Source organism: Lamprobacter modestohalophilus (assembly GCF_016583905.1).
Taxonomy (GTDB): Bacteria; Pseudomonadota; Gammaproteobacteria; order Chromatiales; family Chromatiaceae; genus Lamprobacter; species Lamprobacter modestohalophilus.
Genome location: NZ_NRRY01000020.1, coordinates 1 through 16,499, shown reverse-complemented (window position 1 = coordinate 16,499; position 16,499 = coordinate 1). Strand labels below are relative to the sequence as shown.

Annotated in this window: 17 protein-coding genes; 12 read left to right on the top strand and 5 right to left on the bottom strand. The window is 63.5% G+C overall.

From position 1 onward, the window contains the following. Nucleotides 1-15: 15 nt before the first annotated feature. The gene (locus CKO42_RS12985) at nucleotides 16-2,142 is read right to left on the bottom strand and encodes a type IV pili methyl-accepting chemotaxis transducer N-terminal domain-containing protein (protein WP_200244613.1); all 2,127 of its coding nucleotides are present in this window, start codon (nucleotides 2,140-2,142) and stop codon (nucleotides 16-18) included. Nucleotides 2,143-2,390: 248 nt separating this feature from the next. Here CKO42_RS12985 and CKO42_RS12980 point away from each other — a divergent pair, with 248 nt between their 5' ends. The 7 genes from CKO42_RS12980 to CKO42_RS12950 all read left to right on the top strand — a co-directional run bounded on the left by CKO42_RS12980 (nucleotide 2,391) and on the right by CKO42_RS12950 (nucleotide 9,613). Then, nucleotides 2,391-3,179 carry a Crp/Fnr family transcriptional regulator gene (locus CKO42_RS12980; RefSeq protein WP_200244612.1) on the top strand — a complete coding sequence of 263 codons (789 nt, stop codon included), beginning with the start codon at nucleotides 2,391-2,393 and terminating at the stop codon, nucleotides 3,177-3,179. A 208-nt stretch (nucleotides 3,180-3,387) separates the two neighbouring features. Continuing rightward, entirely contained in the window at nucleotides 3,388-3,807 is a 420-nt protein-coding gene (locus CKO42_RS12975) for a chaperone NapD (RefSeq protein ID WP_200244611.1), read from the top strand. Next, nucleotides 3,804-6,383 (top strand): nitrate reductase catalytic subunit NapA, encoded by a 2,580-nt coding sequence (gene napA / locus CKO42_RS12970; RefSeq protein WP_200244609.1) that lies wholly within the window; start codon nucleotides 3,804-3,806, stop codon nucleotides 6,381-6,383. Before CKO42_RS12975 ends, napA begins: the two co-directional genes overlap by 4 nt. A gap of 61 nt (nucleotides 6,384-6,444) precedes the next feature. Continuing rightward, on the top strand, nucleotides 6,445-7,248 hold the full coding sequence (gene napG, locus CKO42_RS12965; RefSeq protein WP_242479360.1) for a ferredoxin-type protein NapG: 804 nt from the start codon (nucleotides 6,445-6,447) through the stop codon (nucleotides 7,246-7,248). A gap of 159 nt (nucleotides 7,249-7,407) precedes the next feature. Further along, nucleotides 7,408-8,451, top strand: coding sequence for a quinol dehydrogenase ferredoxin subunit NapH (gene napH / locus CKO42_RS12960; protein ID WP_200244602.1), 1,044 nt, complete (start codon nucleotides 7,408-7,410; stop codon nucleotides 8,449-8,451). A 31-nt stretch (nucleotides 8,452-8,482) separates the two neighbouring features. Further along, on the top strand, nucleotides 8,483-8,905 hold the full coding sequence (locus tag CKO42_RS12955) for a nitrate reductase cytochrome c-type subunit (protein ID WP_200244596.1): 423 nt from the start codon (nucleotides 8,483-8,485) through the stop codon (nucleotides 8,903-8,905). Between the two features lie 63 nt (nucleotides 8,906-8,968). Continuing rightward, the gene (locus CKO42_RS12950) at nucleotides 8,969-9,613 is read left to right on the top strand and encodes a NapC/NirT family cytochrome c (RefSeq protein WP_200244594.1); all 645 of its coding nucleotides are present in this window, start codon (nucleotides 8,969-8,971) and stop codon (nucleotides 9,611-9,613) included. Between the two features lie 71 nt (nucleotides 9,614-9,684). Here the strand turns inward: CKO42_RS12950 and CKO42_RS12945 are convergent, their stop codons facing one another. Continuing rightward, nucleotides 9,685-10,245, bottom strand: a complete 561-nt coding sequence (locus CKO42_RS12945) for a hypothetical protein (RefSeq protein WP_200244592.1) — start codon at nucleotides 10,243-10,245, stop codon at nucleotides 9,685-9,687. Nucleotides 10,246-10,445: 200 nt separating this feature from the next. On the opposite strand from CKO42_RS12945, the gene CKO42_RS12940 reads away from it, so the two are divergent. From CKO42_RS12940 to CKO42_RS12925, 4 genes are all read left to right on the top strand, one after another. Next, nucleotides 10,446-11,105, top strand: coding sequence for a c-type cytochrome (locus CKO42_RS12940; protein ID WP_242479359.1), 660 nt, complete (start codon nucleotides 10,446-10,448; stop codon nucleotides 11,103-11,105). Then, nucleotides 11,102-12,412 (top strand): NAD(P)/FAD-dependent oxidoreductase, encoded by a 1,311-nt coding sequence (locus CKO42_RS12935; RefSeq protein WP_242479358.1) that lies wholly within the window; start codon nucleotides 11,102-11,104, stop codon nucleotides 12,410-12,412. Before CKO42_RS12940 ends, CKO42_RS12935 begins: the two co-directional genes overlap by 4 nt. A 215-nt stretch (nucleotides 12,413-12,627) precedes the next feature. Next, nucleotides 12,628-13,785: an NnrS family protein gene (locus CKO42_RS12930; protein WP_200244590.1), complete on the top strand. Its 1,158-nt coding sequence runs from the start codon at nucleotides 12,628-12,630 to the stop codon at nucleotides 13,783-13,785. Nucleotides 13,786-13,856: 71 nt separating this feature from the next. Beyond that, nucleotides 13,857-14,174 (top strand): HigA family addiction module antitoxin, encoded by a 318-nt coding sequence (locus CKO42_RS12925; protein ID WP_200244588.1) that lies wholly within the window; start codon nucleotides 13,857-13,859, stop codon nucleotides 14,172-14,174. A gap of 112 nt (nucleotides 14,175-14,286) precedes the next feature. On the opposite strand, the gene CKO42_RS12920 is transcribed toward CKO42_RS12925, so the two are convergent. The 3 genes from CKO42_RS12920 to CKO42_RS12910 are packed head-to-tail and all read right to left on the bottom strand — an operon-like array spanning nucleotide 14,287 to nucleotide 15,686. Next, nucleotides 14,287-14,973: a hypothetical protein gene (locus CKO42_RS12920; RefSeq protein WP_200244586.1), complete on the bottom strand. Its 687-nt coding sequence runs from the start codon at nucleotides 14,971-14,973 to the stop codon at nucleotides 14,287-14,289. Further along, entirely contained in the window at nucleotides 14,966-15,436 is a 471-nt protein-coding gene (locus CKO42_RS12915; RefSeq protein ID WP_200244585.1) for a MerR family transcriptional regulator, read from the bottom strand. The genes CKO42_RS12920 and CKO42_RS12915 overlap by 8 nt, the downstream gene beginning before the upstream one ends. A gap of 25 nt (nucleotides 15,437-15,461) precedes the next feature. Further along, nucleotides 15,462-15,686, bottom strand: a complete 225-nt coding sequence (locus CKO42_RS12910; protein WP_200244584.1) for a hypothetical protein — start codon at nucleotides 15,684-15,686, stop codon at nucleotides 15,462-15,464. 349 nt (nucleotides 15,687-16,035) lie between these two features. Between CKO42_RS12910 and CKO42_RS12905 the strand changes: the two genes are divergently transcribed. Further along, on the top strand, nucleotides 16,036-16,284 hold the full coding sequence (locus tag CKO42_RS12905) for a DUF433 domain-containing protein (RefSeq protein ID WP_200244583.1): 249 nt from the start codon (nucleotides 16,036-16,038) through the stop codon (nucleotides 16,282-16,284). The last annotated feature ends 215 nt before the right edge of the window (nucleotides 16,285-16,499 follow it).

Sequence of the window (16,499 nt, the reverse complement as noted above, 5' to 3'; positions counted from 1 at the left end):
GCGGTGAGGCCGACCCTAGACCTGAGCACGCGAGCGGGAACGAAAGCGCAGCAACACCCGCGTGCCCTTCCCAGCCTCGGAATCCAGGGTCAGCTCGCCACCCAAACTGCAGGCGCGCTCGCGCATGATGCTCAGCCCATAGTGCCCGCGCTGGGGTGCGGTCGAGCGAATACCGCAGCCGTCATCGCGAATCTCGACCCGCACCGCCTGGGAGTCGGCATCCACGTCCAGACGCACCTTCAGGGTACGAGCCCGCGCATGACGGGTCGCATTGGAGAGGGCCTCGCGAACGATCTGTAACACATGCACCTCCTCATTCGGTGACAGCAGGCCGGGCGGCAGTTGGTCGTCGAGCCTGATGACCAGATCGCCACGGGCACGAAACTCGTCGATGGTCTGCGCCAGTGCCGCCCTGAGCCCCTGGCCGTCGATCTTGAGCCGGAAGGTCGTCAGCAGCTCGCGCAGTTGCCGGTAAGCACTGTTGATGCCCTCGCGTAATTCACCCAGGATGGCCTCTGGCGACGGCTGCCCGTTCGCGGCTGGCGCCTTGATCGCGCCATCGAGTCGCATCGCCTGGATCTTCAGATACGACAACGACTGCGCCAGCGAGTCGTGCAGCTCGCGGGCGAGGATGCTGCGCTCCTCGTGCAGCACCAGCCGGCGACTCTCGCGGATACGGCTCTGCAGGTTCAGGGCCGTCGCTAGCTGCGTAGCCAAGGCCTCGAGCAGCGGCTGCTGCCAGGACTCGAGCGGCACCCCGTCGCGGCAAACCACCCGCAAGGTGCCATAGCGGCGGTCTTGATCGGCCACCGCGACCGCGATGATCGAGCCATTCTGCGCTGTCGTTACCGCTGCGCAGATCGCACAAGGGCTACCCGGCGGATTGGCACTGATCGGCGTGCCTTCCGCATCCAGCGGCTGTCTGGTTCCGATGCAGAGTCCGGAATCACCAACCGAATCGGCGGAGGCAGTGCTTCTGGCATCGCCGAATCCATCACCAAGTCCATCGCCAAGTTCACCGTCAAGCGCATCACCAATTGCATCGCCAAGTGAATCGCCAAGTGAATCGCGGATTAACGTGAATCTCGCGCGATTCATCCGCTGGGGTGGCGCTGACGCCATAACCGTTAGGTTGCCGACCGTCTCACCAACTTGGTCGCCAATAGCGTCGCCAGTCGGCTGGCCGCCGCCTGTGTTACCCGTCGGAGCACCTCTCAAGCTGCACTGATCTCGCAGACAGAGGGTCACCGATGCGAGCTTGAACTCGCGCTCGAGATCGAGCAGCACCGCACGCAGGGTCTGATCCGAGATCATGGCGCCATCCAAGGCGCGACTGGTGCGGTAGAGCAGCTGCAGCGAATGGTTGCTGCGCGCCAGATCCCGGGTCTTCTCGGCGACCCGCTCTTCGAGCTCGTTGTAGATGTTCCAAAGGCCTCGCGTCATCAGGTTCATCGCCGCACCGAGTCGCCCAAGCTCATCCTCACCAACGAAACCGGTCCGCGCCGAGAAGTCACCCTGCCGCACCTGATCAGCGCACTGCAGCAGCGCCTCGAGCGGCCGCACCACTCGGCGCCGCAATAACCAGAGGGTCACGAGCACCGCCAGCAGGGTCAGCACCAAGGCGCCCGCCAGCATCCAGGCCAGCCCTTCGATGCGCTGCTCGGCGCGGTCTTCGAGAACACGCACCAAGGTATGGATCTGCTCGACGAACGCATCGACCTGGGCGCGATAGACGAATCCACCGCTCGCGATCGCCTCGGCCTTGAGCGCCGGGCGCATCACCTGGTGCCAGCGCTCGGCGACCTGTTCATAGGCGATGCGCAGCGGATCAGCCACCGCGTTCGGGAGCGCCTCGGTCAGCCGCGGACTCGCCAAGCGCTGCTCCAGCTCATCGGCAAGCTGCCGCACGCGCTCGGCTCGCTCGCGGGCCAGCAGCGACGAGTCCGTGAGCACCGCCGCGATGCGGTACGACTGCATACGCAGGGTGCCGGACTGGTTCACCGCCGAGGCCATGCCCTGATTGACCTGCGCGACCAGCATGGCACCGATCATTGCTGCCAGCCCAAGGGCCAGGATAAAGCCCATCAACAGGCCGATAGTCAGCAGAAGCGAGTGTCTTGGATAGGCCGAGTTTGAAGGCATGGATGAGGTTCTACGCCAAGCCGACGGGGAGCGAAAGGGGACTACCTCCAAAAAGCGGGAGGTACCAACTTGGCCTGGGTCGAGCCTGCAAGGGGTCAGACCATCACCAATAAAAACAATCGTTTAGCCAAGACTCTATCTAACCAAAAGGGGGTAACCCGCACGCCTTTGGTCGGATGTTCACTGGCTTGCACCCTCGTCCCAACCGGTTAGGCTTGAGCTGAATCAAGCTTTGACTGGCCATCGCCATGAACCACGCCGACCGCGAGAAGACCTGCCTGCCGCTGCTGGAGACCACACCTGGATTCGCGTCAGTGCCAGCGGATGGCTTGCGTTATCTCGCTGCGGGCTGCCATCAACGCACCGCGACCCGCGGACAGGTGCTCTGTGAGCGCGGTCAGCCATTGGATGGCTTTCATCTGCTTCTGCGTGGCCGCGTCAAGCTCTCGCTGCTGTCCGCCGAAGGCGCCGAGCGGGTGCTCGACATCGTCCTCCCGGGTCGCACCTTCGGCGAGTCAGCCGCCTTCCTTGGGCGGCCCTGCGCGCTGCACGCCGAGGCCTTGATGGATTCCCGGCTGATGGTCGTCGATTTGAAGCGCGTCCGCAGCGCCATCGAGCGTTGGCCCGAGGTTGCGCATCTGATGCTGGGCTTGGTCGCCGAACGCTCGCAACGGCTGATCGCAGACCTTGAGGCCTGCTGCCTGCATTCGGCCGCGCAACGGGTCGCGGCGATGCTGTTGCGCGATGCCCAGAGCGATGAGGATGAGCCGGACCGCGCCACCCTAGAGCTGCCGGCAGCCAAGACCGTGGTCGCCTCCAGCCTGAATCTTTCCGCCGAAACCTTCTCGCGCGAGCTGCATGGGCTAGCGCGGCGCGGGCTGATCGGGGTCGAGCGCCGCAGGATTCGGATTCCCTCACTTGAGCAATTGCGTCGGCTTGGGGGGCTAGAGGCCAACGAGATGGACGCACAGAACGCCCTTGTGTTTGATGCAGGCAACGCACAGGCGCCGCGTTCATTCGCGCCAGCCTGCACCTGATGACCGACCGCCATTCAGGATCAGCCGAGCGGCTGGCTGCTCTCGCAGCAAGCAGGACTTGCCGTTACTCGCGCGTGCGACCAAGGCTCGAATTGATACTCATCAATCAAAGCGCCAGCCCTGGCTCAGGCTTGAGGCGCATCAAGAACCCATCCGAGTCGAACCGTTATCACTCTCTGACAACGATGGCCGATGCGAGTTTAATGCGATGCAGGAAGACATGGCTGGTGACATCCTGAGCTGCGTGGTCTACGCGCATCCGGGTCAGGGCAGCGACGTGGCCGCTCGAATCAGCCGACAACCGGGCGCCGAGGTGGTTGCCGGCGTCGCCGAGAGCAAGCTGGTCGTCACCCTGGAAGACACAGTCGATTCCAAGGCCGCCGATGTCATGGCCGGACTCAATGCGGTACCCGGCGTCATCAGCACCCTGCTCATCTACCACTGCGCGGCCGAGGCGCTCTCCGCAGCACCCGATCACGCGCCCGCAGTCACGCAAGCCGCATCCCCAACCGCCTTGCAAGCTTCCGCGTTCAGCACATCACCGCGCGCTTTGCACGCTGAGGCGTCAGCCGCTCAGCGAACAGCCTCGCCCGCCCCCTTGCCCGTCTTCTCGGAGGACAGCCAGTGACCATCAGTCGGCGTGAATTCATCAAGGCGCAGGCGGCCCTGGCCGCTGCTGCGGTCGCAGGCGTGAGCCTGCCCATCGGCGTGCTCTCGGCCGCCGAGCAGCGCCCGGAGATCGATCCGAACATCCGTTGGGATAAGGCGCCCTGTCGCTTCTGCGGTACCGGCTGCTCGGTGCTGGTCGGCACCAAGGACGGCAAGGTCATCGCCAGTCAGGGCGATCCAGACGCGCCAGTCAACCGTGGCCTGAACTGCATCAAGGGCTATTTCCTACCGAAGATCCTCTACGGCCGTGATCGGCTGACACAGCCGCTGCTGCGCAAGAAGGACGGCGTCTTCGACAAGGAAGGCAATTTCGAGGCGGTGAGTTGGGACGAGGCCTTTGACGTGATGGCCGAGCACTGGAAGCGCGCGATCAAGCGCAGCCAGGCCGAAAATGAAGGCAAGTCGGTCGATGAGATGACCTCGCGTGTCGGCATGTTCGGCTCCGGCCAATGGACGGTCTGGGAGGGCTACGCGGCGAGCAAGCTGCTCAAGGGCGGCCTGCGCTCGAACAACCTCGATCCGAATGCGCGCCACTGCATGGCCTCGGCGGTCGGCGCCTTCATGCGCGCCTTCGGCATCGACGAGCCGATGGGCTGCTACGACGACCTGGAGCATGCCGACGTGTTCGTGCTCTGGGGCGCGAACATGGCCGAGATGCATCCGATCCTCTGGTCGCGGCTCACCGATACCCGCCTGAGCCGGTCCGACTGCGAGGTGCATGTGCTCTCCACCTTCGAGCACCGCTGCTACGAGCTGGCCGACAACCCGATCATCTTCACCCCGCAGACCGATCTGGCGATCCTCAACTACATCGCCAACTACATCATCCAGACCAAAAGCTATAACAAAGACTTCATCGACAAGCACGTCCAGTTCGAGACCGCGACCACCGACATCGGCTACGGCCTGCGGCCCGAGCACCCTTTGGAGCAGAAGGCGGCCCACGCCGGCGTCGGCAAGAAACTGCCCTCGAGCTTCGAGCAATTCGCCAAGCAGGTCGAGCCCTACACGCTGGAGTACGTCTCCGAGCTCTCCGGCGTGCCGCAAGAGAATCTGTTGCGCCTGGCCAAGGTCTATGCCGACCCGAACAAGAAGGTCAGCTCGTTCTGGACCATGGGCTTCAACCAACACACTCGCGGCGTCTGGGTCAACGGCAGCTGCTACAACGTGCACCTGTTGATGGGCAAGATCAGCGAGCCAGGCAACAGTCCGTTCTCGCTCACCGGCCAGCCTTCCGCCTGTGGCACCGCGCGCGAGGTCGGCACCTTCGCCCATCGGCTGCCGGCCGATCTGGTGGTGACCAAGCCCGAGCACCGCGCCTTCGCCGAGCAGATCTGGAAACTGCCGGACGGCACCATCCCCGGCAAGGTCGGCTATCACGCCGTGCTGATGCACCGGATGATGAAAGACAGCCTGATGAACTGTTACTGGCAACTGTGTAACAACAACATGCAGGCCTCGCCCAATCTGAACGAGGAGTCCTATCCCGGCTGGCGCAATCCCGAGGTCTTCGTCACCGTCTCCGATCCCTATCCGACGGTCTCGGCGCAGGCCGCCGACTTGGTGCTACCGACGTCCATGTGGGTGGAGAAGGAAGGCGCCTACGGCAACGCCGAGCGGCGCACCCAGTTCTGGCGCGAGCAGACCGCAGCACCGGGGCAGTCGAAATCCGATCTCTGGCAGATCATGGAGTTCGCCAAGCGCTTCAAGGTCGAGGAGGTCTGGCCACCGGCGCTGATCGAGGAAATGCCGGAGTACGCCGGCAAGACCCTGTATGAAGTGCTCTACGCCAACGGCCAGGTCGATGCCTTCCCCTACGAGGGTCAGATCACCGATAGCCGCGGCAATCACTACCAGAATCACGAGAGCCAAGACTTCGGCTATTACGTGCAGAAAGGGCTGTTCGAGGAATACCGGCGCTTCAACTCGGCGCCGGATATCCTCAAGAAGGGCCATGAGATGGCCGAATTCCAGGCCTATCACGAGACGCGCGGGCTGCGCTGGCCGGTGATCGACGGCAAGGAGACGCTGTGGCGCTTCCGCGAGGGCTACGACCCGCATGTGGCGCAGTTTAACCCCGAGGTCGAGAAGGGCGATGTCTACTTCTACGGCAACAAGAACGGCCGCGCCAACATCATCTTCGCGCCCTATGAGCCCGCCGCCGAGAGCCCCGATGAGGAGTTCAATCTCTGGCTCTGCACCGGGCGCGTGCTCGAACACTGGCATTCCGGCTCGATGACCCGCCGCGTCCCAGAGCTCTATCGCGCGGTGCCGGACGCGGTGATCTACATGAGCAAGGACGACGCCAAACAGCGCCGGCTGCGCGACGGCCAGATGGCGACCATCAGCAGCCGGCGCGGCACCATCAAGGCCCGGGTTGAGACCCGCGGCCGCAACCGGCCGCCGAATGGGCTGGTGTTCGTGCCCTGGTTCGATGCCAACCGCTTGGTCAACAAGCTCACACTGGATGCCACCGATCCGCTGTCGAAGGAGACTGATTACAAGAAGTGCGCCTGCAAGGTCGAGCGCGCTTGATGAGTGGTTAGAGGTTAGAGGTTAGTGGTTAGTGGTTAGTGGTGAGTGGAGCGTTGGGATGATGCGTCGTGACTTTTTGCTGGGCTCTTTGCGGACCGCCGCTGGTGTCGGTCTGGTTGGGCTTGGCCTTGGGCTCTATAGCCGTCAGGCTTCGAGTCTGCCGGCTTGGGCGCTGCGACCGCCGGGTGCGTTGGATGAAGATCGGTTCAGTGGTGCCTGTATCCGTTGTGGCCTCTGCGTTCGGGATTGTCCGTACGAGATGCTGCATCTGGCCAGGCTCGAGCAGCCGATCCCGACCGGGACGCCCTATTTCATCGCCCGTGAGGCCGGCTGCGAGATGTGTGAGGACATCCCTTGTGTGGTCGCCTGCCCGACCAATGCGCTGGATCATGCGCTCACTGACATCAACGACGCCGACATGGGTCTCGCCATCGTCAGCGATCAGGAGGCCTGCATCGCCTTTCAGGGCCTGCGCTGCGAGGTCTGCTACAACGTCTGCCCGCTGCGCGATGAGGCGATCACACTCGATCTTGAGCAGAACCTGCGCTCCGGAAAGCACGCGCGCTTTATCCCGGTGGTGCATTCCGAGCATTGCACCGGCTGCGGCAAGTGCGAAGAGGCCTGCATCCTCGACGAGGCGGCCATCAAGGTCCTGCCGCGGCATCTGATCCAGGGTGAGCTGGGCAAGCATTATCGGCTCGGCTGGGAGCAGCAACAGCAGGCCGGCGGCGCCTTGGTCACACCGGATGCCGAGCATCGCTACAACCTGCCCGAGGGCATGCGCTACGACCATGGCGGCGAGGGGCTGATCGAGGACGCCACACCCTTTCCGAGCAATCCGCTTGACACACTCAATAAGCCCTAAACGCGTATCAGCCTTAACCAGTTCTTCACAACAGCCCTTAACAACGCTCACAACCCTAGACCGCCTTGAAGACGACCGATGCAAGCCCTGGGCACGACTTTCACACAGACTCAGAACAGCGTCTAAACACACTCAGTACGCCGCCTACGAGACCGGTTTATGCACGACTATCCTGGCCAGAGCGCAACCGCCGAACAAGGCTGGCTCAAGGCCCACAAATGGCTGATCTTGCGCCGTACTAGTCAGCTTGGCCTGCTGGGTCTGTTCCTGCTCGGCCCGGTCGCGGGCATCTGGCTGGTCACCGGCAATCTGTCGGCAAGCATGACCCTGGACGCACTGCCGCTCACCGATCCGCTGCTGCTGGCGCAGTCAATGCTCTCCGGCTCGCTGCCGGTGATGAGCGGCCTGGTCGGGGCGCTGATCGTGCTCGCTTTCTACGCGCTCGTCGGCGGGCGGGCCTTCTGTTCCTGGGCCTGTCCGGTCAATCTGGTCACCGACCTTGCCGCCGAGCTTAGGCGACGCTGGGGGATTCGTGCCAGTGGTCGGCTGTCGCGACAGCTGCGCTGGTGGCTGCTGGGCCTGGTGCTGCTGTTCCCGCTCGCCACCGGCGTCATCGCCTGGGAGCTGGTGAATCCGGTCTCGATGATGCATCGCGGGCTGGTGTTCGGCGGGCTCTGGGGCATGGGCCTCGCTTGGCTGGTGATCGCTGCCGTCTTTCTCTACGACCTGCTCCTGGTCCGGCGCGGCTGGTGTCGGCATCTGTGCCCGGTCGGCGCCTTCTATGGACTGATCGGCGCCGGAGCTCAGATCCGGGTCACCGCAACGCGCCGTGAGCACTGCGATGACTGCATGGACTGCTTCGAGATCTGCCCCGAGCCGCAAGTCATCAAGCCGGCGCTGAAAGGCGCCAGCCCGGGTCTCGGCCCGGTGATCCGCAGCCAGGATTGCACCAACTGCGGACGCTGTATCGATGTCTGCAGCAAGGACGTGTTCCGGTTTCGCCTCGGGCGCGGATCGGCGACTCTGCCCGCAGCGCCAGAAATCGCGCCCGAAGCGGTCACTGCCGCGCCCAGCCGATCCAGCAGCCGCCCGGCTAGCAGGTCCAGCGACCAACCCATCAGCCGGCCGAGCAACCAAGGCTCCAGCGGGTTGAGCAACCGCTCGAACCATCTGGCCCATTCCAGCACCAGCACCACTCACTGATGAAACACTGACGACAACGGCGGAGACAGCCATGAAAAGATCAGTTGCAGCCAGCCTCATCGGCCTCGCCGCGCTCTACGCCGCCGCTGTTGCTGCCGAAGAGGTCACCTCACTGCGCGGACACGCGGTCACCGACGATGCCGATGACGCCTTGAACAAGCCCACGCTCGCGGTACCTGGTGGCTTTGGTGTGGCTTGGGAAGAACAGCCGCCGATGATCCCGCACCCGATCGATAACTACAGCATCGATCTGCGCCAGAACGGCTGCCTCAAGTGCCATAGCCCGGCCACCTTCGAGACAGCGAAGGCGCCGAAATACACCGATACCCATCGCGTCGACCGCGACGGCAATCAGCTCGACGGGCTGGCACCACGGCGCTACTTCTGCACCCAGTGCCATGCCTCGCAGGCCGGCGCCATGCCGCTGGTCGAGAACGTCTTCGGCGAGCGCTGAGCGTCGAGCCCACATCGATCCCCACACTCACACCGCATCCTCATTATCACCGGGGCAGGCCTCATGTCCGACCAAGCCAAGCACGCACAGCCCAAACGCGGCCGCAAAGCCATGCTGATCCTCCTGACGATCGGTATCGCGATCGGCATCCTCTTCTGGGGCGGCTTCAACACCGCGATGGAGGCGACCAATACCGAGACCTTCTGCATCTCCTGTCATGAGATGGAGGTCAACGTCTATCAGGAATACACCGACACCATCCATTACACCAATCGCACCGGTGTTCGCGCCACCTGCCCGGACTGCCACGTGCCCAAGGACTGGACGCACAAAATGGTGCGCAAGATCCAGGCGACCAAAGAGCTTTACCACCACTTCAAAGGCTCGATCGACACACCGGAGAAGTTCGAGGGCGAACGCTTCCGGCTCGCGCAGAACGTCTGGAGTCAGATGAAGAAGACCGACTCACGCGAGTGCCGCAACTGCCACGAGTTCGACTCGATGGATTACACCGAGCAAGAGAACCGCAGCAGCCAGAGCCATCAACAGGCCGAGGATGCCGGGCTGACCTGCATCGACTGCCATAAGGGCATCGCCCACAGCCTACCGATGCAATACGACCCAGAGCAGGACGCGCCTGGCAAGAGCAGCTTCTACAGCCGGCTCGATGACCCGCATGGGCAGACCATCAGCCCCCAGGAACAGTGACACCGCGGCAGGGAAACGGCACGAAGCGGCCCGCTGACATTCATGACGCGGCCTCAGCCCTAGCCCCGCGATCATCGACTCCGGTGGAGTTCGATCACCTGCACGCGATCCGCCGTTTGCTCGGATAACTCAGCGCCGAGATGCAGATAGACGCCTGGCTCCTGACTCGCACCGCGTATCAGGGTCAGCGCCTGCTCGGCGGCGACGGCTCCGCTGCTGTCCCTAGCGATCATGATGACCGGCACCTGCAGCCCTGGCTGCCGGGGCCAAGCATCGGCATCCGGCAGCGGCGCCTTGATCTCCAGCAAGACCTCAATGCGTCCGCGACGCTGATCAAAGGTCTGCGCAGCGACCCGCAGCGGGTCGCCTTGCAGCCCGGCGCCGAGGCGCCAATCAACCGCTGAATCCTTGCTCGTAGCGGCCGTTGTGGTGGCGGGCTGGTTTGTTGATGGAACAGCGGCCTGCGCAGCCTGCTCCAAGTCCGCTAACCGTTTCGTCAGCAGCTCCGTGCGTGCCTCGAGCTGTGCAAGGCGGGTGACCAAGTCGGCGTCGGGATCAGCGCCCGTGCGATTGAACAACTGGTTCAGGATCACCGCGAACAGCAGGACGACGAACAGGATGGCAGGCTTCATGGTCGGCTCCGGAGGGATGAGCGGGCGGGCTCGAACAGGCTTTTGGGCAGCCTTTGCAACGGGATCAAGTGTAGCTCGAATTGACATCTATCAATCGATTAGCTCGCCTCGGCGCAGGCTTGAGACGGATCAAGAACCCGATCGATGCCGCGGCCAAAATGTCACGGAGACCACCGCGAGCGCTGCGAGGAGACGCTGAGATGACAACCCGTTGCCCAACACCCGAGCGAAGGCTCAGCCAACGACTGCGACAGACGACCGCGGCGCGATGGCGCCCCCGTTTGCCATCCCAGGCCTGGCTGCTAGCCATGCTGCTCGCCGGCTTCGCCCTCGGCGCTCAAGCCGAGGGCGTGCGCTCCGCAGCCATGCTCTCCCACACCTGTGCCGGCTGTCACGGCACCGATGGTGCCAGCGCTGGCGCGGCGATGCCGACCATCGCCGGCATGGATAAGGGCTACCTGGTCAAGGTGCTCGAGGACTACAAAGACGATGTTCGCCCCTCGACCATCATGGGCCGCATCATGCGCGGCTACAGCGATCAGGAGATCGCCGCCATCGCCAGCTTCTTTGCTGACCGGCCCTGGGTCTCAACCGAACGGCCAATCGACGGCGAGCTGGCCTACCAGGGCGAGCTGATCCACCAGCAGCGCTGCGAGAGCTGCCATGCCGACGGTGGTCGCGGCCAGGATGCCCGCTCACCGCGGCTCGCCGGCCAATGGGGTCCGTACATCCAGTATGCGTTGGAGACCTGTCGCGCGCGCGGCGAGAGCTGCAAGAAGCGCCAAGGCGCCGAGCGCGTGATGGTGCTCGAGGATGCCGAGATCCAAGCCCTCGCCCACTACTACGAGAGCCAGAAATGAGCGCACAACAGCCGATGAATCCCTCCCGTCGACGCTTCCTGGGCTCGGTCAGTCGCGCGGCAGCGGGTGGTGCCGCAGTCAGTCTGCTCGGCGCCCCGGCCATCCTCCATGCCGATGCCCCCAAGGCGCGCGTGGTCGTGGTCGGTGGTGGTTACGGCGGCGCCATCGCCGCAAAGTATCTGAAGCTGGCTGATCCCGAACTGCGCGTGACCCTGATCGAGCGCAATCCGGTCTACGTCTCCTGCCCCTTGAGCAACGAGGTGCTCTCGGGCGAGCGCAACATGGAAAGCCTGACCTTCGATTACCGGGGCCTGAGCCGTCGCGGCATCGCGGTGATGGGCGATGAGATCGTCGAGATCGATCCCGAGCAGCGCTTCGTGCGCGGCAAGGGTGGCGCCGTCTACAACTACGACAAACTGATCCTCTCGCCCGGTGTCTCCTTCGACTTCAGCAGCATTGACGGCATGAGCGCCGAGCTGGCGGACTCGACGCTTCCGCACGCCTGGAAGGCTGGCCCGCAGACCCTGCTGCTGCGCCGGCAGTTGGAAGCCATGCCCGACGGTGGCGTCTGCGCCATCGTCGCACCGCCCAACCCGTTCCGTTGCCCACCCGGCCCTTATGAGCGGGCGGCCCAGATCGCGCTCTACTTCAGCCATCACAAGCCGAAATCCAAGGTGATGATCTACGATGCCAAGGACGCCTTTTCCAAACAGGGGCTGTTCCAAGCCGCCTGGAAGGAGCACTACGGCGACATGATCGAATGGGTTCCGGCTGCGGCGGGCGGCAACATCGAGGCCATCGACGCTGACTCAATGACCCTGGTCGGCCCTGTCGAGGATTTCGAGGCCGATGTGATTAATCTGATCCCGCCGCAGCGCGCCGCCGAGCTGGCGGTGAACAATGGGCTGGTCGACGACAGCGGCTGGTGCCCGGTCAATCAGCAGACCTTCGAGTCGACACTGCACTCGGATATCTACGTGATCGGTGATGCGGCGATGGCCGGCGCGATGCCGAAATCAGGCTATGCCGCCAACTCCCAAGGTAAGGTCTGCGCGATGGCGGTCGCCGCGGCGATCAACGGCCAGCCGGCGCCCGCGCCGTCTTACGTCAACACCTGCTACAGCATCCTGGCGCCCGATCACGGCATCTCGGTGGCTGGGGTTTATGAGCTGAAGGACGGCGAGATCGTCTCGGTGCCTGGCGCCGGCGGTCTCTCCGCCGCCGATGCCGATGCTCGTACCCGAGCCATCGAGGTACAGTTCGCGATCGGTTGGTATCGCAATATCACGGCCGATATGTTCACGTGATGCGGCAGCGTTCTGTGCGTGCCGCGATAGAGAGAGGCCTGCAAGACATCCTGTCTGGCAGGACCAAAGACGGGTCGGAGATCAGGGAAAAGTACGGATTGTCTCAATGTGAGTTCACTGAACGGAAACCGCCGAAGCTCAAGTTGATGTCATCGCAGTGCTTCACGGCTCGATGAATCTATTGCAGGCCCCTCGAACGGTCTAGTTGTCACCCGATGCCAAACCAGAACCCGTTGCTGTCCCTGGGCTTCCGCCCGTTCTTCCTCGCCGCCGGCGTGATCGGCTGCCTCTCGCTGCTCGCGTGGCTAGCGATGCTGCACGGGCTGCTGCCGATCAATCTGCGCTTCGTCGGCAGTGCCTGGCATGCCCACGAGATGCTCTATGGCTACACGCTGGCGGTGATCGCCGGCTTTCTGCTCACGGCGGTGCGCAACTGGACTGGACAGGAAACCGCGTCCGGCGCCGAATTGGCGGGGCTGGTGCTGCTGTGGCTGATCGCGCGCGCCTTGCCCTGGCTGGCGCTGCCGGTCTGGGGCGATGCCCTGCTGGCCGCCGCCTTCCCGCTGGCGTTGGCCTGGTCGATGCGAAAGCCGCTATGGAACGGGCCGAATCCGGTCAATCGCGTCTTTTTACTGATCTTGGGCGGGATGACCGTTGCCACGGCCTGGAGCCATCTGAGCGCGGCGGGCGCGGTGCCGGCGGGTCTGTTGGATGCCGATGGCCTGATGCTCGGCTTGGTGCTGATCACGCTGCTGATCGTCTCCGGCCGAGTGCTGCCCTTCTTTACCAAAGCGGCGATCAACGACGCCGAGCCCAAGTCCTATCAGTGGCTCGAGGTGACGACCTTCGTCGCTGCGGGCGCCTGGCTCGCCGCCGATCTGATCAGCCCTTGGCTAATGCTGAAGGCCATCGCCGCCCTCGCCTTCGCGCTGAGCCTGCTCGCCCGCTTTGCCGGCTGGCATGATCGGCGCGCCTGGCGGATTCCGATCCTCGCCGTGCTCTACGCGGGTGCGCTCTGGCTGATTGTTGGGTTGATCCTGGATGCCGGCGCCGAGCTTGGCCTGCTTGCGCCCAATGTCGCCCTGCACGCGTTGACTGCGGGAGCCATCGGCGTCTTTACCCTCGGCATGATGGTGCGGGTGACCTTGGGACATACGGGCCGGGCAATGGCCTCGTCGCCGTCGATGACGGCGGCCTTCGTTGCGATCAACCTCGCGGCGCTGATCCGGGTTGCGTTTCCGCTGCTCTGGCCGGCGCAGTACAACAGCTGGATGCTGCTCTCGGGTCTGCTCTGGAGCGGCGCCTTCGCTGCCTTCCTGGTCGTCATTGGCCCGATGCTGTTGGCACCGCGTGTTGATGGTCGGCCGATCTGAAGATTTGCTTTGTCTGGACGCCATCCGGGCCCGCCGATGTTGAAATCACCGATGACCACTGAGGTGACAAGATGGTGCGCATACCGACCAAACGCCAACCCACAGATCCCGGTGAAATGCTCCTGGAGGAGTTTCTGACCCCCATGGGCATTACCCAGCGTGAACTGGCAGACGCCATCCAGGTGCCGTACCAGCGTGTGAACGAACTGGTTAATCAGCGTCGTGGCGTCACACCCAGCACCGCGCTGCGGTTGGCGCGGTTTTTCAACATGTCAGAGGATTTCTGGCTGAACCTGCAAATCCGCTGGGATCTGTACAAGGCTCAGCAAACAGAAAAAGACGCGCTGAATTCCATCCGTGATTATCACGAGCTCCACAAAACGGCCTGACAGGTTAAAGGCTCGGCGTGACCATGAAGGTCGCGTCTTCCATAAGCGGACACTCAGCAGTGATGATCACGCAGGGCTTTCTGCTCAAGACCATTGCGCATAGCGCATGACATCAATACTGGCTCGCAACGGCCCATGCTTGCGGTGATTGCACGCGCAGTGCGCAACGCTCCTGACTGATCGCGATCAAACCCGAGGCCTGGTGCCAACCGGCCTCACAGACCCGCCGGTCGGCCTCTGTAAAAAGCCGTTGTAGCACCAGCCCAAGGGCACCCCGGCGCTCGTACTCAAGCCCCCGCGCACGATAGGCCGTTTCGGCTTTTGCAGCGCCTGCGACACCGATCTCGAACAGGTGTTGGGTCAAGCGCGATCGCACGACCTCAGGGCCCAGCCGATCGATCAGAGGCTGAATGACCGCCCGGCCGCTGTATGGCCTGTCCAATCGCTGGGGCTTGAGATCCTCCGGCAGGAGGCTGTCCAGCGGCTCGCCACTGGCCTGGCCCTGCAGCAGGTCTTCATCGACCATCTGCGCTAGATCCGGGCGCGGATCAGCGCCGGTGCGCGCAGCGAGTTGCAGCAGCGCGATCGATTCAGCCCGATGGCCACTCGGCGGTAGCCCACAGAGAGCGTGATCAAGGATGTCGTGGATGAACACCGCAGTGGGTATCTGATCGCCGGTGGCTGGTGTCGAGGCGATGATGTTCGGATCATCGATCGCCGAGGCGAGCTTCCAGCCACGGGCGCCAAAGCCGTCCGGCCAGTCGCATCGATAACACCAATCAAGCTGCACCTCAATCACGGACCGGGGCCTCCCAAACCAGCTGCAGGATCTGGCTGTCGCTGACGCCACGACTGACCTCACATTGATCGCAGACTGTGCGCAGCGGACGCTGCGTGCAGCCCTGGCAGCGGCGCACCAGCGCTTGGGCTTGGGCCAGATCGCGCCGTTGTGTCTTAATGGCGGCCGCTTGCGCGGCGAGGCTTTGATCCATGGCGGCAAGACGGGCCAGGACATCACGGCTCGCCGCATCCCCGGTCTCGTGCTGCGAACGCACAGCGGCCAGCGCAGCCAGCTCTTGCAGCGAGAAGCCGAGACGGGCCAGCGCCAGCACGGCGGCAAAACGGGCCACATCCGCCTCATCGTACAGCCGGGTTCCGCCCGGCGTGCGCTGCGGCTGCACCAGCCCCTGCGCTTCGTAGAAGCGCAGGGTGCGCACCGTGGTACCAAGCTGCGCGGCGATGGCGCCGATCTTCATGGTCATGACACCCCGCTAGAGCCAGCGCGATTCACAGGTCAACGAAGCGTGCTGACAGGTCCCGCTTCTGCACCACGGCTAGGAGCTGCTGTGAGGTCGCTCGCGCGGGATCATACAAGGCAAACAACAGGTGTGGTTTGGTCGATGGCTCCAAGCGCGTTTCGCCTGCCAGCTCAGCTTGAAGGTGATCCTTCAACGCAGCCCGCGCAGCGTTGTCTAAGGCTTGTTTGGTGTGCAGCAGAAGTTTCGTCGACATGGTTGACCTCCGATTGGCGTGGAGCACTAATCTAACGCGAACGTCAGATAAAAGGCAACCCTGGGAGCTGGATGCTGCTCTCGGGCCTACTCTGGAGCGGCGCCTTCGCCGCCTTCCTGGTCGTTATCGGCCCGATGCTGTTGGCATCCCGGGTCGATGGTCGGCCGATCTGAAGCCTGGTCTCCAGTCGGCGCGATGCGTTGAAGACATGGGATAAAAGGCCCGCTGATCGTTTTCAAATCTCCTCCGCGCGTCGAGCGCATGATCCGCGGCTGATAAACTCCAGGATGATCGGCTGTGCGCCGAAATGCGCCAACACCCTACCGACTGCACAGGAGTCAACGCTCAGATGGCCAGCGAAACCCTCAGCTACCTCGACGGTCGCATCACTGTCGACCCTGATCTCTGCAACGGTCGGCCGACCATTCGCGGCTTAAGGATCACCGTCGAAACCGTGCTGGGCTATCTCGGCGCCGGGGATTCTCGTGAGGAGATCCTCCAGCAATATCCATCGCTAGAGGATGCGGACATCGACGCCTGTGTCCGCTTCGCCGCAGACATGATGGCCCATCGCTACAGTCTTGAACGCGTGGCCTGATGGCGCGCTTCTTGATCGACGCCAACCTGCCCTACCGATTCTCACTGTGGGCAAACGACGCCTGCATCCACGCCCGAGACCTCGGTAATGGAATGGTCCGCCCCGCTCCTCCAACACACCCCGAGCGGGCACAATAAGCGATGATGAGAACCCATCGTCAACCAAGGTAGCGGAGCAGACCAATGACAGAGACTCACAAAGACCGGGCCATCACG